Consider the following 26,755-nt stretch of genomic DNA (forward strand, 5'->3'; position numbering starts at 1 on the left):
ATCGTTACGATCGCGGGGGAAAACGTAACGACGTGCGCAAGTGCCGTGCCCGGGTCAAGTACGCGTATCGGCCGGCTCAGCACTGCGCAGGAACGCAGGGCAATTGTGGTTAGACCTTCGGAGTACTGGCGCGATGCGGCCCGAACGGGAAGCATCACGCGAGCGCCATGCCATGTCGCGCATGCGCGTCCTGGCCTTCGTTGAGAGAACCTCAGTTGGGATCAATCGGCGGCCCGGGCGGCCCCGCACTCACCTGCCTTGCGGAGCCCGCGCCCTGGGCGGCGATGGAGCGGGAGAGCAGTTCCCTCGCTTCGCTGCTCGATGCATCGACGGTCAAGGCGTTCCCGGCGTTATGCCACGCGCACACCCAGTTGCCCTCGCGCGCGCAGAGCCTTGCATAACCGAGCAGCGAGTCGCGGTGATCCTCGCGGGAAGTCAATTCGGACTGCATGTGCAGCGCATAGCCGTTGCCCGGTTGCTGCGTGAGTACGCTCGAGAGGGCGCTGCGCGCCGGACCCAGGTTGTTCTTGTCGAGATTCGCCCGTGCGCTCGCGAGACTCCTCGAGACGTCGGCATGCTGGACCGCGGAAGCCTTTACCGCGTTGGCCTTCGATGACGCAAGCGTACGCTCCCTGGCACTGCTCTTTTGCTCGGCGACGCTCTGCGGCCTGGTGTCCGTGTGCGCCGTAACGGTGCGCGACTCCAGCGCGTGACGCGGCGGCTGCGGAACCTGAGCGGTCCGGGGCGGTGGTGCCTGAACCGGTGCGGGCGGCGCGACTTGTGCGATCACGGGCGGCGGTGCGCTCGGGGCTCGCTGCGGCGGCGCCTGAACCGGTGCGGGCGGCTCGACTTGCGCGACCACGGGCGGCGGTGCGCTCGGGGCTCGCTGCGGCGGCGCCTGAACCGGTGCGGGCGGCGCGACTTGCGCGACCACGGGCGGCGGTGCGCTCGGGGCCCGCTGCGGCGGCGCCTGAACCGGTGCGGGCGGCGCGACTTGCGCCACGACGGGCGGCGGTGCGCTCGCGACCGGCGGCGGCGGCGCCTTGGCAAGCGCGGGCGGCGCTGCGCTCGCGATGGCTGGCGCTGGGGTTGGCGTTGGCGTTGGCGCCGACGCACTGGCTAGCGGCGCTTGAGCGATGCTCGCGACTGGCGGCGGTGCAAGCTCGGCTGTGACGGGTGGCACGCTGGGCAGCGCGTGCGGCTTCGTGGCCGGCGCCGCCGAAGTGCTCTTCGGTACGAACACTGAGCCCTCCACCACCTGAGCACCCGCTGTGGGCTCTCGCTCGCCGTGATGCGAAATCATGTACGCCGCAATCAGGAACACGACGGAAACCACGCCGCCGATGGCATAGAACGGCAGCCACGAACGGTGCGCCGTGCGATCTTCATCTTGTATCGGGTAGTCGCTGTAGCGGTCGGCGCCGCTGAAGCTGAAGGCCGAAGGCGTCCAATCCGAGCGCGAATGGCGCGCGAAACCGTCGTGCCACTCGGGCGCGGAAGACTCGTTCGCAGACGGCATCCGCGGGCCAGCGGACAGCTGCTTCGCGCCGCACTGAGGACAGATCATCAGCGGCGCATTGAAACTGGTCCCGCAGTATGGACATCCCCACGGACCAGACTTGGTTCGGCCAGGTTCGTTGAACATTGCAGCTATTGAGGTTTCGACAGTATCGGTTTCGGGGCGCTGCCGCGTGCCGGTTGCCCGTCGCTGCGGGCGAGCAAGTGGCGCGGTTGCGAAGCATTTGCCCTGATCGCGCCGCATATCGCAAATCGCTACGGCAGGCGGGCAAAAAATCACTTTGAATATGGGCCACTTCGCGGTGAACTTCAACCGGCAGAATCGGCCACATGGCGGATGAGGACAGGGAGGCTTCAGACCCCGCAAGAGGCTTCGGCGGCCGCTTCAGCGCACATGCGCGATACGCCCTGATACGTGCGGGCTGATACGGCCCCGAACAGTGACATCTTGATACACAAATCGCTCGGCTGATACGCGACCGAAAGCGCCCGTCCTGCGTATTTTCGTTGCCGAGGACGCTCACCGCGGGCTTACCATGGACCCGTTGCGACCGTGATGTGCCTTCACCTGCGCCATGAACCGCTTTCTCATCGCCTTCGGTCTCTTGTGCCTGCTCGCTGGCGTGGGATGGCGCTGGTTCGCGCGCATCCCCTTCGGCAGGCTGCCCGGCGACATTCATATCGTGCGCGACGGATTCAGCTTCCACTTTCCGATCGTCACGTGCATCGTGCTATCGGTCGTGGTGTCGGTGCTGTTCTGGCTGTTACGGCGTTGAGTGCGGCGGCCCGTTCAAGCCTTCAACGCATCCTTGAAAACTCGCCCATCTTTCATGACCATGAGCAGGTTCTGATCGGGATTGGCAAGCAGTGACAAGTCCTGAAGCGGGTCGCCCGCCACGATCAGCAGATCGGCATACGCGCCCTCCTCGAGCACGCCTAGTTTGTGCGGATACGGATTGCGCTTGCCCGCGAGCGCCAGCAATTGTCCGTTAATACCTGTCGCCATCCGCAACGCGTCGGCAGACGAATACCAGCGCGCGATGTGTCCGAGCATCGTGCCTTGCCTCGTGGCGAGCGTCTGCGAAAAGATCAGGTCGGTGCCGAACGCCACCTTGAGGCCGTGCTTGCGGGCAAGCTTGTACATGTTGTCGGTCCCCGCGGTGACCTCCAGAAACCTTTCGTGGCTCGAGGGCGCCATCGGCGCGACGTCTTCCTCGCTGGTGAATGGTTGCGTGCTCAACCATGTGCCGTTTTTTGCCATGACTTCCGCAGTGCGGTCGTCCATCAAGTGTCCGTGTTCGATGCATGGCACGCCAGCCCCGACCGATCGCTTCACCGATTCCGGCGTGTAGGCATGCACGAGCACATAGGTGCCCCAGTCCAATGCGGTTTCCACCGCTGCCCTGAGCTGCGCCTCGGTGAACGTGAGCATGTCGAGCGGACTGCGCGGCGTGGAGACGCCGCCGCACCCCACGAGCTTGATTTGCGTGGCGCCCTGCATGAACTGCTCGCGCACGCGCAGGCGGACTTCGTCGGCCGTATCGGCGATGGCAGCCGCGCCGGTTCTTTCTATTTCGCTGATCTGAGCCGACGTGCGCGGCACGTCAGTCAGCAGACGAAAGTCGCCGTGGCCGCCCGTGGTGGTGATCATCGCGCCCGACGGATAAATGCGCGGGCCGCTCAGCATACCGGCGTCGATGGCCTGTTTCAATGCGAAGGCGGGGCCGCCCACATCGCGAACGGTCGTGAATCCCCGCAGGAGCGTGCGCTGCGCCTCCGCGCCTGCCGCGAGGTACACGAAACTGAAGTCCGATTGCAGAATCGTGGCGACAGGCAATGCGGCGAGCAGCGCATGCCAGTGCATGTCGATGAGGCCGGGCATCATCACCCTGCCACCGCAGTCGATCACCCGCCCCGCCGCAGCACCTGCCGCGCCCGACGAGAATTCCGGCGCCCCCCTGCGCAACTGCGAGATGCGGTTTCCGTCGACGACGAGGTACATGCCGTCCTGCAGCGCGCCTGACTTGCCATCGAACAGGCGAAAGTTCGTGAACGTGGTGGGCTGCGCAGGCGCTGCCGCGCCGGGTTGCTGCGCCTTGCCGAACTCCGGCAGAACGGCGCTCAACATCGACGCGCCCATGCCGATGAGAAAGCCGCGGCGAGCCAGGTCCGCACTGATCCGGCGGTTCGCATACTGCGCCAGCGCCTTGTTGCACTGGCACGAGCCACTCGGGCCGATTGCGTTGCCGCCACGGTTCATTCTGGGAGCCATAAGTCACCTCGGGTCACCTCGGGTCACCTCGGAAAACTGAGCCGCGGTTGGACGCGCGTCCGTCGGGGCGGTATAGTTATTTAGCAGGCCTCACGACATCTTCTTTCGTCAACAGCAGCGCGAGAGGCCGCGTGGAACTGAACGCCGAGAAAATGATCGTGAGTGCCACGGTTCCCGGCACCGCGAGAAATGCGCCAGCAATGCCCCAGATCGCCGTCCAGGTGGCGAGACTCATGAGGATGACCGCAGGGCTGAGGTTCAACGAGCCCGCCATCAGCCACGGGTCGAGCACATTGCCCATCACGAAGTTGATCGCCGAGAGCGAAACGAGCAGCGTGACGGGCTCGTTCCACTGGCCGAACTGAAGCGCCGCGAGCAGGACGGGAAGCGCCACCTGGATTAGCGAGCCCGCATACGGCACGAAGTTCAGCAGCACGATGAGGACGGCGATGAGCGGCGCGAACTCCAGCCCGACGAAATGCATGCAGACCCAGCTGAGAATGCCGAGCACCACGCCGAGCAGCGCCTTCAACGCCAGGTAGGTGCCGATTTTCGAGTTGATGGCGTCGATCACGGGCTCCATGTCGGCTTTGCCGCGCATGACTGCGGACAACTTGCGGCGAAAGCGCCCCATCTCGACCATGAAGAACGCCGTGTACAGAAAGACGACGACCGTGGTCGCCATGAGCGAAGAGAGCGAGCCGAGCAGCGAGGTCAGCAGCGCCTGAACGTTGACGGCCGCCAGCAACTCGCGGCGAAACGCTGTCCACGACGCTTCCGTTTCCAGATGGAACAGCGCGGTTATTTTGGCCAGCAAGGCGAGCAGCGTGGCTTCGTACTTCGGCGCCACGGCCAGCATGCGGTCGGTATCGGAAAGCAGCAGTTCGGCCGCGAGCCAGGCCGCGACGAGGATGAGCGCGGCCGCACTCCAGTAGCGCACGCCTGCGCGAATGCGCTTGCCCACGTGCGGCACGCGCCGCAGGATTTCGGCAAGCCCGTAGATCACATACGAGGTAATGATCGCAAAGGCGATGGGCACCAGCACCGGACGCCCGATATACAGAACCCATCCCGTGATGACGGCAAGGACGGCCACACAGGTGAACGTCACGAGATCCTGTCTCATGAATTCCCCGGTGTCACGGGGTTTCGTGTCACCCCCGACCGCGCCGGCTGACAACGAAGCGATGATCCGGCCATCTCCTTCCTCGCATGACATGAAATGCTCTGGATGACGAACCACATTGGCCTGATGTATCGACCGGCGCTTCGACCCGCGCGCCAGGCGGAAAACCGGTGGAAAGAGCCAGACGTTAGCTAGCCATTCACGCCTGGGTCAGCTATCGGGCCCTCAATATTGCGGGCTTCGGGGCGCGATCGGCCGCCACTTCGAAAGACTAGCCGCTTTGAGGAAGACTTGCGCGCTAGCTGGCAATGGCATGTCGAGAGCGGAACCACACGAATCGCGCCACGAAGCGGAACGGATATCCGATCCGGATGGACACTGCCCCGATTTAGTTGTGCGCACATCGAGCTTGCGGGCCACGAAATTCCGCTTTCCTTTAAGTCACGTTTAAGCACCGAAAAGTACCTTACGCCACCTTCACCAACTTTCCTTTTTGACCATAGCTATGAGTACCAGCAAATATCGGCGCCGGGGCCTGATCGCCGGTGTGGCGGTGGCGCTTGCAGGCGCATGGGTTGTCAGCCATGAGCACGCCAGCGCCGATGAGCGCGGCATGACGAAAGCGTCGTTGTCGTCCCCCGCGCCCAAGGCTGACGACAGCAGGAGCCAGGCGCCGAACTTCTCGGCGATCGTCGCGCATTACGGTCCGGCCGTGGTCCATATCGAGGTCGTCAAGGAAAACCCCGATGCCGAAGACGGCCATTCGGGTGCCCTGGGATCGGGTTTCATCGTGAGCCAGGACGGCTACATCCTCACGAACAATCACGTCGTCGAGGGTGCGGACGAGGTGACGGTCAAGCTCACGGACGGCCGCAAGTTCTCCGCGCGCGTGATCGGCACCGACAAGGCGGGCGACGTGGCCGTGCTGAAAATCGCTGGCACGGGCTTTCCCACGGTGAAGATCGGCAATCCCGCGAACAGCAAGGTGGGCGACTGGGTCGTCGCGATCGGCTCGCCCTATGGTCTCGACAACACCGTGACCTCGGGCATCATCAGCGCGAAGTCGCGCCAGCTTTCGGAAGACAGCCCGACACATCTCATCCAGACCGATGTGCCCGTCAATCCTGGCAACTCGGGCGGACCGCTCTTCAATCTGGACGGCGAAGTCATCGGCATCAATTCGATGATCTATTCGCGCACGGGCGGCTTCCAGGGGCTGTCGTTCGCGATCCCCATCGACGAAGCCATGCACATGAAGGATCAGATCGTGCAAGGCGGAGGCAACGGGCGCACCCTGGCCCACGGCGCGCGTCCGCGTCTCGGCGTGGCCGTGCGTGCGCTCACCGGCGAAGAAGCGCAGCAGGTCGGCGTGGACGGCGGCGTGCTCGTCGTGCAGTCGGGCGGTCCGGCAAAGGCAGCGGGCATCGGCGCCGGCGACGTGATCATCGCTGTCAACGGCATCGAGGTGCAAAACGTCGAGCAGTTGCAGAGCCTGATCGCGCGAGCCAAAGGCGGTGTGTCGATTGTCGTCGCGCGCGACGGCGAGCAGATGACCGCGCGGGTCGAACTCTCGCCGCGCGCGTGATCGACCGGTGCCATGCCCGGCGCCGTCGATCACGCGATCACGGCCCGTGGCTCGCCAGATAGTCGATGCGCTCGACGACGTACCCGTAGAAGGGATTCCACGAGAGGCGCGTGAGAAGCCCGGCGCCAACGATCAGCGCCCCCGTTTCGCCGCGTACGGACTGTGCGCCGAGCTGGATTCCCATGTCGTCGTCGGGATCGGGGGTGCGGCCATAGAGCGAATCGGTTACCGGGAACGGCAGTGCCACATGTGAGAGCGAATAGACATCGAGCGGATAGTCGAGCCCCGTGGGCTCGACTTTTGACGTTGTCTCGTCGGGCGCCGTGCTCTGCTCGATCACTTGCGGCGAGGTGGCGGAGGCGTTGGTGAGCACCGTCAGGCGGTAGCGCAGCGGCGGCACGGGCGCGATACGGCGCAGCGCATCACGCATCGAAGCACGTAACAGCGGGCTCCACTGCGCGGTGCGGTTGATGTCGAAGAGCACGAGCTCGCTGCCGTTGGCAGGAAGTTGCGCATACAACGAACTGACGATGGCACTCGTGCTCACCGTGAAGTCCAGCACGGACTGAAACGTAAGCATGGGCGGCAGCGCCGCGATCTTGCCGTTGCGCGCCGCATCCGCCAGTTCCTGCTGGACCTTGCGGGTCACCCGCCACGACTGGCGCGCGCCGTTCACGGGAAACGAGTTGTACTTGTACGGATTGAATTCCGGCACGATATCGAGCCACGCGGCTTTTGCGAACGCCGGAAGGATCGACGGCAACGCCGCGAGGCCCGCGAAGCGCGCGAACCGCGTAATGCCGATCATCGGCGAAAGCAGGATCAGATGGTCCGCCTTCGGCAGGCTCGGGTTCTCCAGTGTCTCGAGCGCGTATTGAACCGCAAGCGCGCCGCCGTTCGAAAACCCCACGACATGCAGCGGCGCCGGCGCCGGCACGAGGCGGCGCGCCTCGCGCACGGCGAGCCGCGTGGCGGCCTCCCAGTCCTCCGCCGTCACTTCGGTCAAGCCGGACGGCACGGTGCCATGCCCCGGAAGCCGGACGGCCACGACGGCGAAGCCATCGCGCTGATAGCGCAGCGCAATGTGCCGCAGGCTGTACGGCGAATCGGTCAGTCCATGCACCATCACGGCCACGCCGCGCGGCGCGCCTTCCGGCATCAGCGTGTACGAGCGGTTCCAGTCGGTGCGAAAGTGGCCGGGGTAGATAGGGCTGCCCGAGAAATAGCGATTGGCGGGCACGCGTGCCTCTTCCGGCAGCTTGTCGGTCACGTTCTTCCTGACCGAATCGAACAGGCGATTCTCGTATTCGATGTATTGCGCCCAGGTCGCATGATCGATTTCGTCGGCGTGCATGTCGTGAGGCACATACGTGTGCCACAGACTCAGGGGCGCCTTGCGTTGCGCGTCGTACAGCCGCACAGCGGCGATGCAAACGAACGCGATCACCACGAAAAGAAACAGCCGCTTGATCCAGCGAAGGGCCCACGCTCTCGTCAAGAATTTCGCCATATCCGGTCAATGCCTCGCGAACGGATGACCTGCCTGGCCTCGCGCTAGCGCGGGAAGGCCGGCCAAATGAGCGGTACCAGCACGACGGTGATCACGAGCGCCCCCAGGGCCGCCGGCATGCCCACCTTGAAAAAATCCCGGAACCGGTAGCCGCCCGCCGTGCTGACGAGCGCATTGACCGGTGTCGAGATCGGCGACATATAGGCCGCCGATGCGGCGACCGCCGTCGTCAACGCGAACGGATACGGCGACGCATGCAGGTGCGCCGCCATCGCGATCACCACGGGCGCCATCAACACCGCCGTCGCCGTGCCGGAAATCACGGTGCCGATGACCAGCGTCAGCAGAAAAACGGCGCCCATCAGGCCATGCGGGCCCCATTCACCCGCCACGCGCAGCACGGCATCGGCGGCGATGTCGATGCCGCCCGTGCGCTGCAGCGCGATGGAAAACGGCAGCATGCCCACGATCAGCACGAGGCTGCGCCAGTGAATCGCGCGGTAGGCGCTGTCGAGGCTCACGCAGCCGAACGCGCCCATGAGGAGACACCCGATCAGCCCCGCGAGCACGTTCGGCACCCGCGGCGAGAGCATCATCGCGATGACGAGCGCCATGACACAGAGCGCGTGCAGCGCCTTGTGCGGCTCGGGCACGTACGCGTCGCTTTCAACCGGCATCGCGAGACACACGATATCGCGCTCCACCGACTGCATCGAGAAGATATCGATCCACGGGCCCACCACCAGCAGCGTGTCGCCGACCTTCAGCTGCGTGGTTTGCAGATCGCGCACGAGCGCCGCGTCGGCCCGGCGCAGGCCCACCACCGTCACGCCATGCCGCCTGAGCGTCCCGGAACTGCGCGCGACGTCGCCCACCAGTGACGAGTCCGGCGGCACGATGACCTCGGCCATGCCCACATCGTGTGACTGGTCCGTGAAATAGGCGCCCGACATGCGGCGCACCGCGAGCGCGTAACGCTCGCAAAACGCCTCCACGTCGAAGCTGGGAACCTCCACGTCGAGGAGCAGCACGTCGCCGGGCGCGATACTGCTGTCCGCCGTCGCGGGCAGCACGGTCGCGCCCATGCGCGCGCGCCGCTCGATGGCGACGACGTGCGCCACGGGATCGTCGGCGAGTCCGCAGTGGCCGAGCGTCTGCCCCAGGAGCGGCGAGGCCGCCCCGACCTCCAGACGAAACGCGCGCCCTTCGAGCGAATAGCGTGCGACCCAGTCGTTCACGGAGGGCCGGGTGGGTGCGTCGGCGCCGCCGGAGCCCGGTCCGTTCAGGAAGCGTCTCGCGAACAGCATCCACGCAATGCACGCCGAGAGAATAGGCACGCCCAGCGGCGTGATGGCGAAAAAGGCGAAGCCCCGGTAGCCGCGATCGACGAGCGCGCTGTTGATGACGAGGTTCGGCGTCGTCGCGACGAGCGTGAGCATGCCGCTCGTGAGCGCCGCCATGCTCACCGGCATGAGCAAGCGCGCGCGCGACACGCCAGACTGGCGCGCGATGCGTATGACGATAGGAATGAAGATCGCCACGACGGCCGTCGAGCTCATGACCGAGCCCATCACCCCCACGATGACCATGATCAGTACGACGAGCCGCCGCTCGTTCGAACCGCCGCGCGCGATCAGGTAGTCGCCGACGCGCTGCGCGACGCCCGTGCGCGCGAGGCCGTCGCCAAGCACGAACAGCGCCGCGATCAGGACGATGTTCGGATCGGCGAAGCCCGCCAGCGCCTCGTTGACGGTCACGATACCCGAGAGCGCCAGCGCCACGATCATGATGAGCGCCACCGCGTCCGCGCGAGGCCGGCCGATCAGGAACATCGCGATCGCGCCCGCCAGACAGGCAACGGTCATCAAGAGGTCGTAAGACATGATTTCGCTACGCCTGTTCAACGGGCCATGGAAACCAACGCTTGCGCAAATAGTGCCGGATTTTGAAAACTTACGTTCGCGAACAGCCGTAAGCGAGTGTCCTTACGATTTCGTTACTGGACCGGATTGGCGTCATTGGCGCACGCCGAGCAGGGAGACGCGGTTGCGCCCCTGGTGCTTGGCCTGGTACATCGCCTGATCGGCCTCGTCGAGGAGCGAGCGCGCTTGCCCCTCCGGCGTCCCGGCGGACGCCTCGCCGGCGTTCACCCGATACGCCGCGACGCCAATCGAGACGCTGAGCGCAATGCGGCCGCCCTCGTCGTCGTGCACCTCCAGCGTTTCGACCGCGCGCCGGATGCGCTCGGCAACGGCCAGCGCATCGGGCAGGTCGCACAGCAGCAGCGCGACGAACTCCTCGCCCCCGTAGCGCGACACCGTGTCCCCCACGCGCACCTGCTGCTTGAGGCAGGTGCCGATGGCGCCGAGCGCCACGTCGCCGATGGCGTGGCCGTGTGTGTCGTTGACCTGCTTGAAATGATCGATGTCGATGAAGAGGCACGTCATGGGCGCCGCGTGCGAATTCGCGCGCCGGATCTCCTGGTTCAGGCGCTCGTCGAAATAGCGGCGGTTCGAGAGGCCCGTGAGCGGATCGGTCACGCCGGTCTTGCGCAGATGCTCGCGATGCGCGACGTTGTCGAGGCTCGCCGCGGCGACGCTGCTGAACCGCATGAGGAGGTCCGTGCCCATGCTCGCGTCGAAGCGCGCGGGATCGACGCTCGAGAGGCATAGATAGCCGAGCACCTGGGCGCGGCTCAGGAGCGGCAGCACGATCGCGCTGCCCGTGGCCGCCTGCGCGCCGAAGAAAGTCTCGCTCGCGGCCGGTTCCAGTTCGCCCAGTTCGCTGATGCGGCCAAGCCACGGACGATTGGCCGCGCACAGCCGCGACAGTGCGAAGCCGCCCTGGGCCCCCGATTTCACGTTCGCATCCAGATCGGCGCACCCTTGCCCGGATTCGAGCAGGTCGCGCAGCAGCGGCGCGCGGGCGTCGAGCCAGAGGCCGGCCGAAGTCAGCCCGAACACCTCGGGCAGATAGACGAACATCCCTTCGAGAAAGGCGCACCAATCCTGCGCGCCGATCAGGCGCAGTTCCACGTCCTGGAACGATTTCGACGCGCGCTCGTTACGCTGTACGGTTTCGAGAAGCGCAGCAAGATCCAGTGAAGGCTCAGTCCCGGGATGTGTCACGATGCATCGAGAATATTCCGAAGCCTGCTATTACGGCAGCTTCGGGACGGACTTGAGCGCCGGACGACGGCACCCGCAGCCCGATGGCCCTTTACCGCGGAGTGGGCGAAACGGCGCTCTGGACCGGCCTCGGCAGGGCGGCGCGTCATTCACCGGCCGATCGGGTCTCGGAGGCCCCCAGGTCTGCCGGTATCGCGACCCGAGGCGCGGAGGCTTCGAGGAAAGCCGCTACCGAGTCCATTTCCTCGGCCGTCAGCTTGACGCAGATCGCATTCATCACCGCTCCACGAGGCCTCTGCCCGGGGTGTCGGAAGACCGCCAGCTGCTTCACGATGTAGTCGGCATGCTGGCCCGCGAGGCGCGGAAACTCACCTGCGCCTTCACCGTGCGCCCCGTGACAGGCGCTGCATGCCGGTACACCCCTCTCAGGCACGCCAGAGGTGAAGATCGCCCTGCCGTGACCGACTGGCAGAGGATCGCCGGGGACGCCCGCGGGCGGCGGACGGCTCGAAAAGTACGTGGCTAGCTGGTCGATCTGCGCATCGCTCAGATGGGTGAAGCCCCACATAAACCTTTGCGCGTTCGGGTCGGACCGCCGATGCGCCCTGAAGTCCATCAACTGGTTGACGAGATATGCCTTTGTCTGGCCCGCGAGCTTCGGAAACGTGGGAGAGACAGAGACGCCGTTCGCGCCGTGACAGATCGAGCACACCTGCAACGCGATCGTCCTGCCGCTGACAGCAGGATCGTCGGTCCGTCTGGAATGCTCGATGTCGTGACAACTGGCGTCACCCAGCAACGTGGCGAGCAGAATCCATCGCGATACGCCTTTCATTTTGCAATGCTCCAGATGACTTCCCCAGCATGTGTCCGGACGAAGAGACGAGGATGGTTTTCACGGCGAGACAGATCACCAGTACGCCGCCCAGAGGTAAACAAACAGCGTGTCGTTGTCGCTTGCATTGCGTCCGAGCCCGTCGCAGTCCGAGCGCGCGCCAAGATATTTCGTGAAGTACGTGTACTGCAGACCCAGCCGGATGTTTTGCACAGGAATCCATAATATTTCCGGGGTCCAGCCCTGTGTTGCCGGAGAGAAGTTCGCACTGCCCGGGTACGCGACGCTGTCGCGGCTGCCGGTCCCGTTACAGAAAGAGGCACGCAGGTGCCCACCCCACTGCGAAAAGCGGGTCGACAATGGCGAGGCTTCGCGCACGGCATCACCGGCGTCGCCTGGCAAAACTGTGGAACGACACAGGCCTGTGCTGCGCGGGAAACGAACCCGGCAAGCACACCCGTTCACTCGATGTCCAAAACGAAGAAGCGCGCCGCCTTATTCCGCCGACGGTGCCTCGCCGCTACGCAGGGTCGGGACGATCCTCAACGAGAGCTTCGCGAGCAGAAAGGCGCGCGCTTTGCCGAACGGCTCAAACGATGCCTGTTCTTGCATAGCTTTAGCCTATGTAAAACATCGGGAAACAATGCTTGGCAAGCGAAATTTGGCGTCCGTTAATTCGCCCAATGTTTCGAGCGGGGCGTCGATTTGTCCGGGCCCTGCACTTGTTTTCACCTTCGTCGCGCGTGCTGTCTTCAGCAACGCGCGGGCGAGAAAATGGAGATTGTTATGGCTGACAACCGCAACACGGTTCCCCTGATCGAGAAGCACACGATCGGGTACGTGCCCGAGAACGAGCGCCACGGCAAGGTCCGCGATCTCTTCACGCTTTGGTTCGGCGGCAATATCGCACCGCTGCCGATCGTCACCGGCGCGCTAGGCGTGCAAATCTATCACCTCAATCTCATGTGGGGCATCTTTGCAATCATCGTCGGCCAGGCGGTGGGCGGCATTCTCATGGCGCTGCATTCGGCGCAAGGCCCGCAAATGGGCATTCCACAAATGATCCAGAGCCGCGCGTAGTTTGGCTCGTGGGGCGCGCTGCTCGTCACGGTCATCGCCGGCATCATGTACGTCGGGTTCTTCGCGTCGAATATCGTGCTGGCCGGCAAGTCGCTGCACGGCATCGAATCGTCGATTCCGGTGCCCGCCGGCATCGTGATCGGCGCGCTGGGTTCGGGGCTGATCGGCATCATCGGATACCGCTTCATACACGTGCTGAACCGCATCGGCACATGGGTGCTCGGCATCGGGATCGCCGTGGGCTTCGGCTATATCGTCACGCACGTGCAATCGGCGGACTTCCTCACGCGCGGCGGCTTCAGCTTCGCCGGCTGGCTCGCGACGGTGTCCCTCTCCGCACTGTGGCAGATCGCGTTCGCGCCGTACGTCTCCGACTATTCGCGCTACCTTCCGGCGAATGTCGGTGTCGCGTCGACCTTTTGGGCGACGTACCTTGGCTGCGTGCTCGGTTCGACGCTTGCGTTCGTGTTCGGCGCCGTGGCCGTGCTGGCGGTTCCGGCCGGCGCAGACACGATGGACGCCGTCAAGGCATCGACCGGGGCGATCGGCCCGTTCATGCTCGTGCTGTTTTTGCTGAGCGTGATCAGCCACAACGCGCTGAATCTGTACGGGGCAGTCCTTTCGGTCATCACCTCGCTGCAGACGTTCGCGTATCGCTGGATTCCCACCGCGAAGTCGCGCGCAGTGCTCTCGATCATCATTCTGGTCGCGTGCTGCTTAGCGGCGGTCGGTGCGTCGAAGGACTTCGTCGGGCATTTCGTCGATCTCGTGCTCGCGCTGCTCGTGGTGCTCGTGCCGTGGACGGCGATCAACCTGATCGACTTCTATGTGATTCACAAAGGCCAGTACGATGTCCAGTCGATCTTCCGGGTCGATGGCGGCATTTACGGCCGGTTCAATCCGCAAGCGATGATCGCGTATGCAGCCGGGATCCTGGTGCAGATTCCGTTCATGAACACGCCGATGTACGTGGGCTCCTTCTCGGCGCATCTGGACGGCGCGGACCTGTCCTGGCTCGTGGGCATCATCGTCACGACGCCGCTCTACCTTTGGCTCGCCACGCGCGATACGGCGTACCGTCGACGGTTGAATCAGCCATCCGCATCGCTGCAGTAAGTCACCGGGATCGTCGCGAGCACCTCATCAATGCTTGAGGTGCAACTGCCGGATATAGCTTTCGCAAAACGCGACGAAGCGCTTCACCACCTCGCGTTGCCGCACGGTGTTCGACGTCGCAATGCCGAGCACCGTCGCGGGAACGGCCTCCTTGAAGCGCTTGATGACAAATTCCTTGCCGTCCACGGTGCGGCACGACTCGAGCGGAAAGTTGAGAATGCTGTAGCCCAGACCATTCGCCACCATGCCGCGCACGACCTCGGGCTGCGACGAGCGGAACGCGGCGACAGGCCGGCTGCCTGCCGCGTCAAAGAGCGTCGAGAAATATTCGCGGCTGTGCGGAAGGTCAAGCATCACGTAAGGCTGCGGCAGCAGATCCTTTAGCGAGACCTTTGCTGCGCGTGCGAGCCGGTGCGTTTTCGGGAGGATCACGTACGGAGGCAGCGAGACGACTGGAACGAAGGCGATGCCTTCCGCGATATCGAGGCTATAGGTGAGAGCGACATCCAGCGAGCCGTCGCTGAGCCCGCTCAGCAGGCCATCCTGATGCGCTTCCCTGGTGATGAATGTGATCGCCGAATGTTCGCGCAGGAACTCGCTGATGAGCGACGGCATGAGCGGCGGCGCAAGCGAGACGAGGCATCCGAGCGAAACGGTGCCGGATACGCCGCCGTCGAGTTCTTGCGCCGTGAGTTGCAGTTCCTCGGCGCTTTTCAGGAGACTGCGTGCGTGGACGAGCAGATCTCGTCCCGGTTGAGTTAGCGACAGTCCGCTTGCGTGATGACGGATGAACAATTGCACGCCGAACGATGCCTCCAGCTCTGCCAGCGCGGTCGATATCGAAGGCTGCGAGATGTGCAGCCGCTTCGCCGCGGCAGTGAACGAAAGCGTTTCTGCCGTCGCGATGAAATAGCGCAACTGGCGCAGTGAATAGCGAATCGATACTCCGTCCATTTCAAGCGGTCTCTCTGGAGGGCGCAACCGGGACGGCACATCGCCGACGCGTGGTTGCATAGCTAAATCCGATGCATAAGATTTTATTTTAATACTTTTACCTATCCTGGGTCGCGCGTACAGTCCGCTTCGACGAACAGGACGATATTCGCAATCCGAAGGAGAACACAGATGAAGGCTGACAACGTGTCCATCGACACACTGGTGATAGGCGCCGGTCAGGCGGGCGTGGCAATGAGCGAGCATCTCGGCAGGTCGGGCGTGCCGCATCTCGTGCTCGAACGCGATCGCATTGCCGAGCGCTGGCGCACGAGCCGATGGGATTCGCTGGTCGCCAACGGTCCCGCCTGGCACGACCGCTTTCCCGGCATGGAATTCGAAGGACTGCATCCCGACGCCTTCGCGCCGAAGGAACAGGTCGCCGACTATTTCGTTGCGTACGCACGTAAATTCAATGCACCTGTCCGCACCGGCGTGGAGGTGACGAGCGTCGAGCGCATTCAAGGCCGTTCGGGCTTCACTGTGGCGACGAGCAATGGCACGTTCGAGGCCAATCGTGTCGTCGTGGCGACGGGCCCGTTCCAGCGTCCAGTGATTCCCGCCATCGCGCCAAAGGACCCGCATCTCACACAGATGCACTCGGCAGACTATCGCAATCCGGCGCAGTTGCCCGATGGTGCGGTGCTCGTCGTCGGCGCGGGTTCGTCGGGCACACAGATCGCCGAGGAACTGCGGCGCGCGGGCCGCACGGTGTATCTGTCGGTCGGGCCGCACGATCGGCCGCCGCGCGCTTACCGCAACCGCGACTTCTGCTGGTGGCTCGGCGTGCTCGGCGAATGGGACAAGGAGGTAGCTGGGCCCGGACGCGAGCACGTGACGATCGCCGTGAGCGGCGCTTACGGCGGCCGGACCATCGATTTTCGCCGGCTCGCGCATGAAGGCATGACGCTCGTCGGTGTCACGAAATCGTTCGATAACGGCATCGTGACGTTCGACCAGGATCTGGCGGAGAACCTCAAGCGCGGCGACGACAACCTGATGTCGCTGCTCGACGCGGCCGACGGCTATGTCGAGCGCAACGGCATCGACCTGCCGGAAGATTCCGAGGCACGCTTCATTCCGCCCGATCCCGAGTGCGTCACGCATCCGCTGCGCGAGCTGGACCTCGCGAAGTCTGGCGTGAAGACGATCATCTGGGCGACCGGCTATGCCGTCGATTACAGCTGGCTGCACGTCGACGCCTTCGACGAGCAAGGCAAGCCGAAGCATCAGCGTGGCGTCTCGAAGGAACCGGGCGTGTATTTCCTCGGCCTGCCGTGGCTGTCGCGGCGCGGGTCGTCGTTCATCTGGGGCGTGTGGCACGACGCGAAGCACATCGCCGATCACATCGTCACGCAGCGCAAATACCTCGACTATCGCGATGCGGCGCAACGCGAACGCCTGGCACTGGCCACGAATACCGCGCACGACGCATCGCACGCAAGCACCCTCAACGAAACCGGAGTGAATTGATGCCTACCCATACCCGCATCCGCATGTTCAACACGAAAGACACGTACCCGAACCAGACGCTCGACAACGACCTGTGCCAGGCCGTTCGCGCAGGCAACACGGTCTACGTGCGCGGCCAGGTCGGCACCGACTTCGACGGCAAGCTGATCGGCCTCGGCGATCCGCGCGCGCAAGCCGGGCAGGCGATGAAGAACGTCAAGCAGTTGCTCGAAGAAGCAGGCAGCGACCTTTCGCACATCGTCAAGACGACGACGTACATCATCGATCCACGTTATCGCGAGCCGGTCTATCAGGAAGTCGGAAAGTGGCTCAAGGGTGTGTATCCGATCTCGACCGGTTTGTGCGTGAGCGCGCTCGGCCAACCGCAATGGCTGATGGAAATCGACGTGATCGCGGTGATTCCCGAGAACTGGACGCCTGGCGAGGCATAAGGAGCGGCGCATGACATTCTCAATCGTCGGACGTTGCCGGGAGACCGGACAACTGGGGATCGCCATCAGTTCGTCGAGTATTGCCGTGGGCGCGCGTTGCCCATGGGTGCGGGCAGGCGTCGGCGCAGTTGCGACGCAGAATGTCACGCTGCCCGCGCTCGGCCCGCAAATCCTCGATCTCATGGAGCAGCAGAAGCTTGCGCCGCATGTTGCGTTGATGCAGGCCCGCGCCACCGACACCTTCAATGCCTGGCGGCAAGTCACGGTGATCGACGCCCAGGGACACACCGCGTTCTTCACCGGCGACAACGCGCTCGGGCTGCATCATGCGGTGGCCGGCGATCAGTGCGTCGCGGCCGGCAACATGCTCGCCGCGCCCCAAGTCGTCGACGCGATGGTGCGCGCATTCGAGCGCACGCATGGGCTGCTCGCCGCGCGTCTGCTGGCCGCAATGCACGCCGCTGTCGAGGCAGGCGGAGAAGCCGGCCCGGTTCATTCCGCCGCGCTGAAAGTCGTCGACCGGCAGGTCTGGTCGATCGTGGATTTGAGAGTCGATTGGGCCGACGACGACCCCATCGGTCAGCTAGCGCAGCTATGGCGAGGGTATCTTCCGCAGATGCAGGATTACGTCACCCGCGCGCTGGATCCGGGCGCCGCGCCAAGCTATGGAGTGCCAGGCGATGAGTGAACGTGCCAGCCGCGCGCTGCTCGAGCGGCTGATCGGTTTCGCGACCGTCAGCCGCGAATCGAATCTTGAACTGATCGCGTTCGTGCAGCGCTATCTCGCGGGTTTTGGCGTAGAAAGCGAGCTTTTTCACAACGCCGAGCGCACGAAAGCCAGTCTCTTCGCGACCATCGGTCCGCGCGAGCAGGGCGGCATCGTGTTGTCGGGACATACGGACGTCGTGCCCGTCGAGGGACAGGCGTGGACCGTCGACCCGTTCCGCCTCACGGAAAAGAATGGGCGGCTTTACGGGCGCGGTACGGCGGACATGAAGGGCTTTCTGGCGTGCGTGCTCGCGGCGGTGCCCATGTTCGTCGATCGCAAACTCGACCTGCCGGTACACATCGCGTTCTCATACGACGAAGAAGTCGGCTGCGTCGGGGTGCGGCCGATGCTCGCAGAACTCGAGAAGCGCGCAGACAAGCCGCGTTTGTGCATGATCGGCGAGCCGACGGAAATGAAGCCCGTGCTCGGCCACAAGGGGAAGCTCGCAATGCGCTGCCGCGTGAAGGGCTCGGCGTGTCATTCGGCTTACGCGCCGTATGGCGTCAATGCCATTCAATACGCTGCGCGACTCATCAACAGGCTGGAAAGCATCGGCGAGGAACTCGCCCGGCCCGAGCATCGCGACGAGCGCTTCGATCCTCCGTTCTCTACCGTTCAAACGGGCGTCATCGCGGGCGGGCGCGCGCTGAACATCGTGGCGGCAGAGTGTGAGTTCGACTTCGAAGTGCGCTCGGTCCCGGGCCTGGAGGCACAGTCGATTGCTGGGCGGATCGAGTCGTATGCGCAAGCGGAACTGCTGCCGAAAATGCGTAAGGTGCAAGCCGATACTGACATCGGCTTCGAGCTCCTGAACGCTTATCCAGGCCTTGCGACGCCGCCTGATAGCGAAGCCGCGCAGCTCCTCGCCGTCATCGGCGAGCTGGGCGACTTCGGTACGGTCGCGTTCGGCACCGAGGGCGGACTGTTCACGCGGGCGGGAATTCCCGCCGTCGTGTGCGGGCCTGGCAGCATGGAGCAAGGTCACAAGCCAGACGAGTTCGTGAGTGCCGCACAGCTTGATCGCTGTGATGCGATGCTGGCGCGGCTTGCCGCGCATCTCGAAAGCGCGTAGCGCTTGCTGTAGCGCGCGGGCGGTGCCAGGCCGCCGCCCTACTCCTGCTCTTCTCGCTCACGCGGCGAAGAGCGCCCGCCACGCGCCACACACGGCCGATGTCGCGCGCATAGAAGTACGCGGAAAGGCCGAAGTCGGTGTCGTTCGCCGCCTGGATCGCTTCTTCCTCGCTCTCGAAGCGGAACACCGCAGCGACGGGGCCGAACGTCTCCTCGTGCGCGAGCATCATGCCGCCGTGCGCGCCGGTGACGGATGTCGATGAGGAAAGCGCCGCGCTACCCTTCCGCCGCGCGGCTCGTTTCAGCGTGGAAAAACGCGGAAGGTCAGGGCGCGCTTGTGCCGCCCGATGCACCAGGCGCGTCGGGCGCGAGCAGCACGCCCTTGGCGAACACGAAGCAGCCGTAGCCGCGTGTTTCGCCCGTAGCGATCACGCAATATGCCTTGCGCGCCCGCGCGTAGAACGCATGACGCTCGATGGATGCGAACGGCACCGGCCGGCCCTCGGCGGCATCCACTTCGGCTTGCGCTTCGCGCTGGACGGTTGGGATCGTGCCGGACTCGCCCACGACTTCCATGCGCATGGCCGGCGACTCGACGAAGGTATCGAGCGGCAGCACCGAGAGGATCGCGCGAATGGCGCGCGGCGCGTTGGCGCCGTCGATGCGCAGCAGCCTGCCAAGCGCCGTTGCGCGCGCAATGGAATCGGCGGGAAAATTCGCGTCGCACACAACTAGCTCGTCACCGTGCCCCATCGCGCGCAGCGCATGCAGGATATCGGCGTTCAAAAGTGGGTCGAGGTTCTTCAGCATGTTGGTGTCTCCGTTGATGGTCTGTCATTCCCGGGAACCCATCGTGCACGCTCACAGGCGCCGCCGTCAACCGGCGGGCGCCGCCCACGCGGCTTTCAGAACTGGAGACGGTAGCGCACGAAGTCGTCGGCCGTGGCGAATTCGTCGTAGAGCTTGCGCGCCGGGTTGTCCTCCCGCGTGTGCCAGTAAAGGCGCGACCAGCCGCGCGAGCGCGCCAGCGCGATCAAATCCTCGATGAGCCTTCTGCCAAGGCCCGCACCGCGAGAGGCGGGATCGACGAACAGGTCTTCCAGATAGCAGATGGATGCATCGACCCATGTGCCTTCATGAAGCACCGAGAGACTGAATCCCGCCACACGCCCCTCCAGTTCGGCGACGCGGCCGAACAACGGCACGTTCGGATCGAGCATGCGCTGCCACGTACGCTCGCTGATGTGTGGCGGGATCGTCGATGCGTAGAATGCGTTATAGCCCGCCCAGAGGCTAAACCACGCGTCCCGGTCGGCGGGCGCGACGTCGCGGATAAGGATCGGCCGCGGCATTCAGGACGCCGCCGCTTCGCGCAGGCTGGCAAGCGACGCACGTTGCTTGCTGGCTGAGTCGAAGTTATCTTTCGAGAGCCACTTCTCGAACGCCGCTTTCGCGAGCGGCCAGTCCTTGTCGATGATGGCGAACCACGCCGTGTCGCGATTGCGCCCCTTGTACACGATCGCCTGGCGGAAAATGCCCTCGAACTGAAAGCCCAGACGCAACGCGGTCTTGCGCGAGGGCGCGTTGAGGCTGTCGCATTTCCATTCGTAGCGCCGGTAGCCGAGGTCGTCGAAGACATAGCGCATCAGCAGGTATTGCGCTTCGGTGGAAATCGGCGTTTGCTTCAGACGCGGTGAAAACGTCACGCTGCCGACCTCGATCACGCCATGCACGGGTTCGATGCGCATGAGCGCGAACGTGCCGACGGCCCTGCCGCTCGCGCGGTCGATCACGGCGTAGTGAAACGGGTCGTTCGACGAAGCGGCCTTCGCAAGGTATTCGCGAAACGCGGTGAAATCGGTGAACGGCTCGGCGAACAGATAGGTCCAGTCGCGGCCGTCGGCAGCCTGGCTATAGGCCTCGAAGAGGTCGGCGACGTGCCGGTCGAGATCGATGGGCTCGATGCGGCAAAACTGACCTTCGATCGTCACGCGCGCGGGCCGCTCGCGCGGTTGCCAGCCGGCGACGGGTTCGCCGATTGGCTGCTGGTATTCGTTCAGTCGTGCTGCCATGGGTGACAGGCTCCTCTTGCGAAACGTGGGCGGTAACCGCGTTAAGGTAGCGCTGCCGTGGTTCCGTGGAAAGGTCCACGGACAGCGGTCCCGGTAGAGCCACGCTTCGGTATGCGTCAGTCGGTGCCGTATCTCGGTGAACGGGGGCCATACAACAGGCCATCGGGAGGGCCGACGCGCAGGAGACGGTCACCGGTGAGCCCTGCAACATCATGGGCTTCGTCGGACAGGTTATGCGCGACCTGTTTGACGGCAGCCTGCACCAGCGCACCGACCAGCCCGAAACCCAGATCGATGTTGGCACCGATTTCCTTTCCGGTCGCGCGGCCCCTGCCCTCCCAGAGCAAGTCGCCCGTTTTGAGATCGACCAGCTTTGCCGATGCCGAGACGATCGTCGTGCTGTCGACGATCTGGTACACGGAACCGTATTGCGTGACCTTCGGACAGAGCGCCGCATCCGCGCCGAAGATTTCGCGCAGCTTCGCCCCCGATACCGACTGGATGTCGGCTGGAGTCGTGAGTCCATTTTGACGGAAAGTCTCGTCCATCACCGCGACCGGAACGACGTAATAGCCCGCTTCGGCCAGCGGCCTGGTCAGTTGTGAGAGCACGCCGTATGTCGCATGAACATCCGACGTTTCGTTCACCGGCGGCAGCACGAGAATCGAGCGTGGGCGGCTGTTCTTGAACGCCGTGTAGTCAACGCGTTGCGCAGTCCCTGCGCAGGCCGCCAGCAGCGCGCTCATGGACAACGCGACGGCGAGTTTCGTAAAAAGTGATTTGAACATGAACGGATACTCAAAGTGGCTTCGATTTCTTCTTCATCAGGAAATCCATGTATGCCGACGACTCCGGAAAGAGTGCCTTCTCGGCTTCGAACTCCTGCGTGGCCTGCCCGGTCTTGCCAACGCTCGAATACAGCATGCCGAGCTGCGCGTGAAAGCCCGGCGGTGGCATGCTGCCCTTCGCACGGATACGCTCGAGCGCTGCCTCCAGGGCTTCGATCTGCGCATCGGGCCCCTTCTCGCCCTTGAAGTACTCGTACACCTGAGGCTGGTAGGCATCCCATTGATAAAGGGGAGGACTATGAGTTGGCGCACATCCCGCCAGCAGCAGTCCGGCGGCGATACCCGGCAGCGCGGCGCCGATGCTGAAGAGCCTGTTTCTGTTGATTGCACGATCCATTTTCACTTCACCCCTTGCAGTGCGCCTGTATCGATCTGGGCAGCCAGTCGGTTGACCGCTTCCTGGATGGCGAGAGTGAGCACCTTGCCATTGAGCGTCGAGTCGTAGCCTGCCGTGCCACCAAAGCCTATGATTTCCCGGTTGGACAGGCTGTATTCGGCCGCGCCACTGCTCGACAGCATCACTTCGGAGGTCGTCGTATCGACGATATTGAGGCTGACCTTCGCGTAAGCGACCTGGCTCTTTCCACGCCCCAGGATGCCGAACAGCTGCTGGTCACCGACCTCCTTGCGGCCAAATTCGGTCACATCCCCCGTTACGACGTAGTTGGCCCCCTTCAGGGCCTGCGCCTTCTTCATGAACGCCGCTTCCTGCCGGATTTCGTCCAGGTTGTCCCGCTCGAGGACGTTAAAGCGCCCGCTTTCCTGCAGCGAAGTAACCAGAATGGTCTTCGCCTGGCCGCCGAGACGGTCGATTCCATCCGTGAAGATGCCGCGCATATAGCTCGAGCGGTTGTCGAACTTGCCCACCGCGATCGCCACGCGATTCCCGACGTACGGCGTTTGCGCACTGCTCACAGGCGCAACCGGCAACGATCGCGACGCCTCGGTGGCACAGCCGGTCAATGAACCCGCGACAGCGATACTCATTAGTACTCCAACGCTTCTGGAAAATTTCAAGATCTCAACTCCCGTGGCACAAAATGACGCCTGCTTCGCATGCGGGCACTGCGCCGGTTTCTGCCTGTCCTGATTTCCCCCGCGCGGTGGCCGCTCCGCAAACGGCGACGAGCATTCCCCGGAGCTTGCTGATAACAAGCCCGTAATAACGGTTATTCATTGTTTTATCCGCAGTACTGAACGATGGCTCGCGCGAGGCTATCAAGCCCGTTCCGGAATCACTATCGGACAAATCTGAAATACTTTTATACGGGTTTCTTTATTTTTTCAGTTGAGCGCCGTTGACCACGGACATTCCTGGCCGCGCTGACGTGCGCCACGGCGAAGCCGACGAGTATCACGACCACGCCAACGATGTTCTGGAATTTTTGAAAGAATACCATGGGGCAGAAAGACACCCGACATCGCAGTGCCGGGCGCGCAAAAAACGTAATCAGATGATTTTGCAGGGCGGCTGCGAATCCATTACCGCTCGGGACGCGTGATGAATTGCCAGGGCGCAAAACGCCGCTTCGCTCATGCCGACCGCGCGCGATGCGTCCTGCAAGGAGGCATAGTCGCCAGGATGCAAGGCAATCGCCACGGCGACAGGCTCCGGCTTCGTGGTATTCAGCTTTTCACTCATGACGAGACTCCGGTCAGCTGTCGATCGTTGAAGGCCGGCGATGCACCCCAAGGACCTTCTTCAGCAGGGCAAACAAACGCGCGGGAAAGAGGACGAAGTGGCTGTTGCAGGCGATGCCAGCACGGTCATGCATGCGGCCAACTCGAATCAGGGAAAAGGGACTCATTGCTGCCTCCACAGAAGTCCGAATGGAATGGTGAGATGGTAGAGACGTGCCGCCGGCCTTCCCATAAGACCAGTCTCAAAAACATCTGCCCCCAAAGTCGGCTTGCTGCGGCCGGTTGTCACGTCGTGCCTCACAACCGGTGTCAGACGTTCCCATACATCGCCAGGCGACCCGCGCGCCGTCGAGTGCGCGCGCACCAGGTTGCGCGTGCCCGCCGCGAAAAAAACCTACTATTGCGTTGAATCTCCGAGCGACCAGGGGGCGAAGATGAATTCAGCCGAGCATGCGGATTCAGGTTCGGGCGCGACGCCGTGGCACGCCATGCCCGTCGAAGAGATCGAGCGCAAGCTCGGCGTCGCGCCATCGCGCGGGCTCGATCCGGTGGACGCGTCGCAACGCCTCGGCACTTACGGTCGCAACGTGCTGCCCCAAGGCAAGAAAAGCGGGCCGCTCATGCGGCTCCTTGCCCAGTTCAACAACGTGCTCATCTATGTGCTGCTAGCGGCCGGCTTCATCAAGCTGATGCTGAGCCTCTGGCTCGACGCCTCCATCATCTTCGCCGTCGTCATCCTCAATTCGCTGCTGGGGTTCCTCCAGGAGGGGCGCGCCGAAAAGGCGCTCGATTCGATTCGCAACATGCTCTCCGCAGAGGCGCGCGTGCTGCGCGCAGGCGAAGTGCGCCTCGTTCCCGCCGACGAGGTCGTGCCCGGCGACATCGTGCTGCTCGAATCGGGCGACCGCATCCCCGCTGATCTGCGCCTCGTCGAGGCCAGAAACCTGCGCACGGAAGAAGCGGCGCTCACGGGAGAATCCGTTCCGGCGGAAAAGAGCACGGGCGCAGTGCCGGCGCGAGCGACCGTCGGCGACCGCGAAAACATGGCGTTTTCCGGCACGATGGTCCTCTCTGGGCGGGCCACTGGCGTGGTCGTGGCAACGGGCAGCCAGACCGAACTCGGCCGCATCAACCAGATGCTCGCCGAGGTCAGCGCGCTGGAAACACCGCTGCTTCGCCAGATCAAGAAGTTTGGATACGTCATCACGATCGCGATCGGCATTCTCAGCGTGCTGCTCTTCGCGTGGGGCCACTGGCTCGGCCACATGACCTTCATCCAGCTGTTCCAGGCGGTGGTGGGCATCGCGGTTTCGATGATCCCGGAAGGCCTGCCCGCGCTCATCACCATCACGCTCGCCATCGGCGTGCAGCGCATGGCGAAGCGCAACGCCATCATCCGGCGCCTGCCCGCGGTCGAGACGCTGGGCTCGGTGTCGCGCATCTGCTCGGACAAAACGGGCACGCTCACCCTCATGGAGATGATGGTGACTTCGGTCGTGACCGCCGATGCGCCCTATGAAGTAACCGGCGACGGCTACGCCCCCGAAGGCGAAGTCCGCGCGGCCGGCAAGGCGCTTGGCGCCGCGCCGCCCGAAGTGCTGTCGCTCATGGGTCGCGTGTCGATACTGTGCAACGACGCCGGGCTCTTCGAGGAAGAGGGGAAATGGAAAGTGGAAGGCGACCCCACCGAGGGCGCGCTCTACCCCTTCGCAGGCAAGCTCGGCATGGACCGCGCCGCGGAAACGGCGGCGGCGCCGCGCATCGACGCCATCCCCTTCGAGTCGGAGCACAAGTTCATGGCAACGCTGAACCGCTGGGCGCAAGGCGAAATGCTGCTCGTGAAGGGCGCGCCCGAAGTCATCATCGAGCATTGCGATCGCCAGCAAACGGCAACCGGGCCCGCGCCGCTCGATCGCGAACGCTTCGCACGCGAAGGTGAGCGGCTCGCCTCGCAGGGCGAGCGCGTACTGGCGCTGGCGTGGCTGCCGGACCCCGGCCTGCAAGTCGGCAACCTCGGCCCGCTGGATCTGCCGAAGACCCTCGTGCTGCTCGGCCTCGTAGGCCTGATGGACCCGCCGCGCAAGGAAGCGATCGACGCCGTGCGCGAATGCCACGGCGGCGGCATCCGCGTGACGATGATCACGGGCGACCACAAGGTCACCGCCGCCGCGATAGCGGGCATGCTCGGCATCGGCGACGGCAGGACGGCCGTGGCCGGCACCGAAATCGAGGCGATGAACGATGCTGCGCTGCAGGAATGCGTACGCGACGTGGATGTGTTCGCGCGCGCGAGCCCCGAGCACAAGCTGCGCCTCGTGAAGGCAATCCAGGCCAACCGGCAGGTGGTCGCGATGACGGGCGACGGCGTGAACGACGCGCCCGCGCTCAAGAAGGCCGACATCGGCGTGGCCATGGGTATCAAGGGCACGGAGGTCACGAAGGAGGCGGCCGGCATGATCCTCGCCGACGACAACTTCGCTTCGATCTCCGCGGCGGTGAAGGAAGGACGCACGGTCTACAACAACATCGAAAAGGCCATGCTTTTCATGCTGCCCACGAATATCGCCCAGGGCGCCGTCATTGCCATCGCGATCCTGTTCGGCTTCACGCTGCCGATCACCGCGCCGCAGGTGCTGTGGGTGAACATGGTCACGTCCGTCGCGCTCGGCCTCGTCATCTCGTTCGAGCCGCATGAAGACGACGTGATGCAGCGCCCGCCGCGTTCGATCGACCGGGCTATCGTCACACCTTTCGGCGTGTGGCGCATTCTCTTCGTCGGCGCGGCGCTCGTGCTCTATACGCTCGCGGCATTTTTCTGGATGAAGTCGCAGGGCGCGTCGGATTCACTTGCGCGCACCGCCGCCGTCAACGCGATCACACTCGGCCAGGTCTTTTATCTTCTCAACAGCCGCTCGCTGATCAACTCGGCGCTATCGGTGCGCGCGCACATGGGCAATGCGTATCTCTGGTACGGGATTGGCGCTGTCGTGGTGCTGCAGACGCTCTTCACCTATACCCTGCCCTTCCATGCCATCTTCCAGACCGAGTCGCTGCCGCTGGCGACGTGGTTCTGGCTGCTGGCCGGCGCAGTGCTGTTCTTCCTCGTCGTCGAAAGCGAAAAGCTCGTCATCCGGTCGATTCCGGCGTTGAAAAAATCGGTGACACCTCAACCGCGCAAAGGAGCGACAAGGCAGTACCATGACGCGTAGCGTCGCTTCGTCAAGCTGAGCTGTCGTTGTCCTTGTCGCTATCGTCGTCGTCCTGGCGCGAGAGGGAGGGCCATTGCC

At 64.1% G+C, this 26,755-nt stretch carries 23 protein-coding genes and 3 pseudogenes; 8 read left to right on the forward strand and 18 right to left on the reverse strand.

The genetic code is table 11. The features are described from left to right. Positions 1-211: 211 nt before the first annotated feature. Entirely contained in the window at positions 212-1,519 is a 1,308-nt protein-coding gene (locus VSR34_RS28445) for a hypothetical protein (protein ID WP_154671270.1), read from the reverse strand. 574 nt (positions 1,520-2,093) lie between these two features. Here VSR34_RS28445 and VSR34_RS28450 point away from each other — a divergent pair. Beyond that, the gene (locus VSR34_RS28450) at positions 2,094-2,294 is read left to right on the forward strand and encodes a DUF2905 domain-containing protein (protein ID WP_028214364.1); all 201 of its coding nucleotides are present in this window, start codon (positions 2,094-2,096) and stop codon (positions 2,292-2,294) included. 14 nt (positions 2,295-2,308) lie between these two features. On the opposite strand, the gene VSR34_RS28455 is transcribed toward VSR34_RS28450, so the two are convergent. After that, the gene (locus VSR34_RS28455) at positions 2,309-3,790 is read right to left on the reverse strand and encodes an amidohydrolase family protein (protein WP_238328088.1); all 1,482 of its coding nucleotides are present in this window, start codon (positions 3,788-3,790) and stop codon (positions 2,309-2,311) included. 76 nt (positions 3,791-3,866) lie between these two features. After that, entirely contained in the window at positions 3,867-4,916 is a 1,050-nt protein-coding gene (locus VSR34_RS28460) for an AI-2E family transporter (RefSeq protein WP_342964160.1), read from the reverse strand. Between the two features lie 658 nt (positions 4,917-5,574). On the opposite strand from VSR34_RS28460, the pseudogene VSR34_RS28465 reads away from it, so the two are divergent. Further along, positions 5,575-6,501, forward strand: a pseudogene (locus VSR34_RS28465) (trypsin-like peptidase domain-containing protein); the annotation flags it as partial. Between the two features lie 37 nt (positions 6,502-6,538). Here VSR34_RS28465 and VSR34_RS28470 read toward each other — a convergent pair. From VSR34_RS28470 to VSR34_RS28490, 5 genes are all read right to left on the reverse strand, one after another. Further along, positions 6,539-7,999: an alpha/beta hydrolase gene (locus VSR34_RS28470; protein WP_238328087.1), complete on the reverse strand. Its 1,461-nt coding sequence runs from the start codon at positions 7,997-7,999 to the stop codon at positions 6,539-6,541. A gap of 56 nt (positions 8,000-8,055) precedes the next feature. Then, positions 8,056-9,894, reverse strand: a complete 1,839-nt coding sequence (locus tag VSR34_RS28475; protein WP_028214359.1) for an SLC13 family permease — start codon at positions 9,892-9,894, stop codon at positions 8,056-8,058. A 132-nt stretch (positions 9,895-10,026) separates the two neighbouring features. Beyond that, positions 10,027-11,139 carry a GGDEF domain-containing protein gene (locus tag VSR34_RS28480; RefSeq protein WP_342964161.1) on the reverse strand — a complete coding sequence of 371 codons (1,113 nt, stop codon included), beginning with the start codon at positions 11,137-11,139 and terminating at the stop codon, positions 10,027-10,029. Positions 11,140-11,284: 145 nt separating this feature from the next. Then, positions 11,285-11,974: a c-type cytochrome gene (locus VSR34_RS28485; protein WP_342964162.1), complete on the reverse strand. Its 690-nt coding sequence runs from the start codon at positions 11,972-11,974 to the stop codon at positions 11,285-11,287. A gap of 75 nt (positions 11,975-12,049) precedes the next feature. Beyond that, positions 12,050-12,187: a hypothetical protein gene (locus tag VSR34_RS28490; protein ID WP_238328086.1), complete on the reverse strand. Its 138-nt coding sequence runs from the start codon at positions 12,185-12,187 to the stop codon at positions 12,050-12,052. A 561-nt stretch (positions 12,188-12,748) separates the two neighbouring features. Here VSR34_RS28490 and VSR34_RS28495 point away from each other — a divergent pair. After that, positions 12,749-14,170, forward strand: a pseudogene (locus VSR34_RS28495) (cytosine permease). A 27-nt stretch (positions 14,171-14,197) separates the two neighbouring features. Here VSR34_RS28495 and VSR34_RS28500 read toward each other — a convergent pair. Beyond that, a complete protein-coding gene (locus tag VSR34_RS28500) occupies positions 14,198-15,124 on the reverse strand; it encodes a LysR family transcriptional regulator (RefSeq protein ID WP_028214356.1) in 927 nt (308 codons plus the stop codon). Between the two features lie 171 nt (positions 15,125-15,295). Here VSR34_RS28500 and VSR34_RS28505 point away from each other — a divergent pair, with 171 nt between their 5' ends. From VSR34_RS28505 to argE, 4 genes are read left to right on the forward strand one after another with little or no spacing between them, the layout of a single operon-like run. Then, positions 15,296-16,636 carry an NAD(P)/FAD-dependent oxidoreductase gene (locus VSR34_RS28505; protein ID WP_028231164.1) on the forward strand — a complete coding sequence of 447 codons (1,341 nt, stop codon included), beginning with the start codon at positions 15,296-15,298 and terminating at the stop codon, positions 16,634-16,636. Beyond that, positions 16,636-17,067, forward strand: a complete 432-nt coding sequence (locus VSR34_RS28510) for a RidA family protein (protein WP_342964163.1) — start codon at positions 16,636-16,638, stop codon at positions 17,065-17,067. The genes VSR34_RS28505 and VSR34_RS28510 overlap by 1 nt, the downstream gene beginning before the upstream one ends. Positions 17,068-17,077: 10 nt before the next feature. Continuing rightward, a complete protein-coding gene (locus VSR34_RS28515; protein ID WP_028214353.1) occupies positions 17,078-17,755 on the forward strand; it encodes a DUF1028 domain-containing protein in 678 nt (225 codons plus the stop codon). Then, complete coding sequence (argE, locus tag VSR34_RS28520) at positions 17,748-18,908, forward strand: acetylornithine deacetylase (RefSeq protein ID WP_028214352.1); 1,161 nt, start codon at positions 17,748-17,750, stop codon at positions 18,906-18,908. The genes VSR34_RS28515 and argE overlap by 8 nt, the downstream gene beginning before the upstream one ends. A gap of 67 nt (positions 18,909-18,975) precedes the next feature. On the opposite strand, the pseudogene VSR34_RS28525 reads toward argE, so the two are convergent. The 9 genes and pseudogenes from VSR34_RS28525 to VSR34_RS28565 all read right to left on the reverse strand — a co-directional run. After that, positions 18,976-19,164: pseudogene (locus VSR34_RS28525) on the reverse strand (aldehyde dehydrogenase family protein); the annotation flags it as partial. A gap of 67 nt (positions 19,165-19,231) precedes the next feature. Beyond that, on the reverse strand, positions 19,232-19,717 hold the full coding sequence (locus VSR34_RS28530; protein WP_342964164.1) for an RbsD/FucU domain-containing protein: 486 nt from the start codon (positions 19,715-19,717) through the stop codon (positions 19,232-19,234). A 95-nt stretch (positions 19,718-19,812) separates the two neighbouring features. Next, a complete protein-coding gene (locus tag VSR34_RS28535; protein ID WP_342964165.1) occupies positions 19,813-20,259 on the reverse strand; it encodes a GNAT family N-acetyltransferase in 447 nt (148 codons plus the stop codon). Then, the gene (locus VSR34_RS28540; protein ID WP_342964166.1) at positions 20,260-20,979 is read right to left on the reverse strand and encodes a GNAT family protein; all 720 of its coding nucleotides are present in this window, start codon (positions 20,977-20,979) and stop codon (positions 20,260-20,262) included. A gap of 116 nt (positions 20,980-21,095) precedes the next feature. Beyond that, positions 21,096-21,767, reverse strand: a complete 672-nt coding sequence (locus VSR34_RS28545) for a DUF799 domain-containing protein (protein WP_342964167.1) — start codon at positions 21,765-21,767, stop codon at positions 21,096-21,098. Between the two features lie 10 nt (positions 21,768-21,777). After that, positions 21,778-22,164 carry a DUF4810 domain-containing protein gene (locus VSR34_RS28550; RefSeq protein WP_042290104.1) on the reverse strand — a complete coding sequence of 129 codons (387 nt, stop codon included), beginning with the start codon at positions 22,162-22,164 and terminating at the stop codon, positions 21,778-21,780. A 2-nt stretch (positions 22,165-22,166) separates the two neighbouring features. Next, positions 22,167-22,844: a CsgG/HfaB family protein gene (locus tag VSR34_RS28555; protein ID WP_342964168.1), complete on the reverse strand. Its 678-nt coding sequence runs from the start codon at positions 22,842-22,844 to the stop codon at positions 22,167-22,169. Positions 22,845-23,277: 433 nt separating this feature from the next. Then, positions 23,278-23,469, reverse strand: coding sequence for a hypothetical protein (locus tag VSR34_RS28560; protein WP_028212310.1), 192 nt, complete (start codon positions 23,467-23,469; stop codon positions 23,278-23,280). A 13-nt stretch (positions 23,470-23,482) separates the two neighbouring features. Beyond that, positions 23,483-23,635, reverse strand: coding sequence for a hypothetical protein (locus tag VSR34_RS28565; RefSeq protein WP_154671267.1), 153 nt, complete (start codon positions 23,633-23,635; stop codon positions 23,483-23,485). A 267-nt stretch (positions 23,636-23,902) separates the two neighbouring features. Between VSR34_RS28565 and VSR34_RS28570 the strand changes: the two genes are divergently transcribed. After that, entirely contained in the window at positions 23,903-26,677 is a 2,775-nt protein-coding gene (locus VSR34_RS28570; RefSeq protein ID WP_342964169.1) for an HAD-IC family P-type ATPase, read from the forward strand. The last annotated feature ends 78 nt before the right edge of the window (positions 26,678-26,755 follow it).

It is taken from the genome of Paraburkholderia sp. JHI2823, assembly GCF_038900695.1.
GTDB lineage: Bacteria > Pseudomonadota > Gammaproteobacteria > Burkholderiales > Burkholderiaceae > Paraburkholderia > Paraburkholderia mimosarum.

What these genes read in the sequence shown, in the direction of transcription:
- VSR34_RS28450 (WP_028214364.1), top strand. Translation starts at nt 2,094, where the DNA reads ATGAACCGCTTTCTCATCGCCTTCGGTCTCTTGTGCCTGCTCGCTGGC.
- VSR34_RS28570 (WP_342964169.1), top strand. Translation starts at nt 23,903, where the DNA reads ATGAATTCAGCCGAGCATGCGGATTCAGGTTCGGGCGCGACGCCGTGG.
- VSR34_RS28505 (WP_028231164.1), top strand. Translation starts at nt 15,296, where the DNA reads ATGAAGGCTGACAACGTGTCCATCGACACACTGGTGATAGGCGCCGGT.
- VSR34_RS28485 (WP_342964162.1), bottom strand. Translation starts at nt 11,974, where the DNA reads ATGAAAGGCGTATCGCGATGGATTCTGCTCGCCACGTTGCTGGGTGAC.
- VSR34_RS28475 (WP_028214359.1), bottom strand. Translation starts at nt 9,894, where the DNA reads ATGTCTTACGACCTCTTGATGACCGTTGCCTGTCTGGCGGGCGCGATC.
- VSR34_RS28540 (WP_342964166.1), bottom strand. Translation starts at nt 20,979, where the DNA reads ATGGCAGCACGACTGAACGAATACCAGCAGCCAATCGGCGAACCCGTC.
- VSR34_RS28500 (WP_028214356.1), bottom strand. Translation starts at nt 15,124, where the DNA reads ATGGACGGAGTATCGATTCGCTATTCACTGCGCCAGTTGCGCTATTTC.
- VSR34_RS28510 (WP_342964163.1), top strand. Translation starts at nt 16,636, where the DNA reads ATGCCTACCCATACCCGCATCCGCATGTTCAACACGAAAGACACGTAC.
- VSR34_RS28565 (WP_154671267.1), bottom strand. Translation starts at nt 23,635, where the DNA reads ATGAGTCCCTTTTCCCTGATTCGAGTTGGCCGCATGCATGACCGTGCT.
- VSR34_RS28550 (WP_042290104.1), bottom strand. Translation starts at nt 22,164, where the DNA reads ATGGATCGTGCAATCAACAGAAACAGGCTCTTCAGCATCGGCGCCGCG.
- VSR34_RS28515 (WP_028214353.1), top strand. Translation starts at nt 17,078, where the DNA reads ATGACATTCTCAATCGTCGGACGTTGCCGGGAGACCGGACAACTGGGG.
- VSR34_RS28560 (WP_028212310.1), bottom strand. Translation starts at nt 23,469, where the DNA reads ATGAGTGAAAAGCTGAATACCACGAAGCCGGAGCCTGTCGCCGTGGCG.
- VSR34_RS28445 (WP_154671270.1), bottom strand. Translation starts at nt 1,519, where the DNA reads ATGCCGTCTGCGAACGAGTCTTCCGCGCCCGAGTGGCACGACGGTTTC.
- VSR34_RS28460 (WP_342964160.1), bottom strand. Translation starts at nt 4,916, where the DNA reads ATGAGACAGGATCTCGTGACGTTCACCTGTGTGGCCGTCCTTGCCGTC.
- VSR34_RS28545 (WP_342964167.1), bottom strand. Translation starts at nt 21,767, where the DNA reads ATGTTCAAATCACTTTTTACGAAACTCGCCGTCGCGTTGTCCATGAGC.
- VSR34_RS28535 (WP_342964165.1), bottom strand. Translation starts at nt 20,259, where the DNA reads ATGCCGCGGCCGATCCTTATCCGCGACGTCGCGCCCGCCGACCGGGAC.
- argE (WP_028214352.1), top strand. Translation starts at nt 17,748, where the DNA reads ATGAGTGAACGTGCCAGCCGCGCGCTGCTCGAGCGGCTGATCGGTTTC.
- VSR34_RS28530 (WP_342964164.1), bottom strand. Translation starts at nt 19,717, where the DNA reads ATGCTGAAGAACCTCGACCCACTTTTGAACGCCGATATCCTGCATGCG.
- VSR34_RS28455 (WP_238328088.1), bottom strand. Translation starts at nt 3,790, where the DNA reads ATGGCTCCCAGAATGAACCGTGGCGGCAACGCAATCGGCCCGAGTGGC.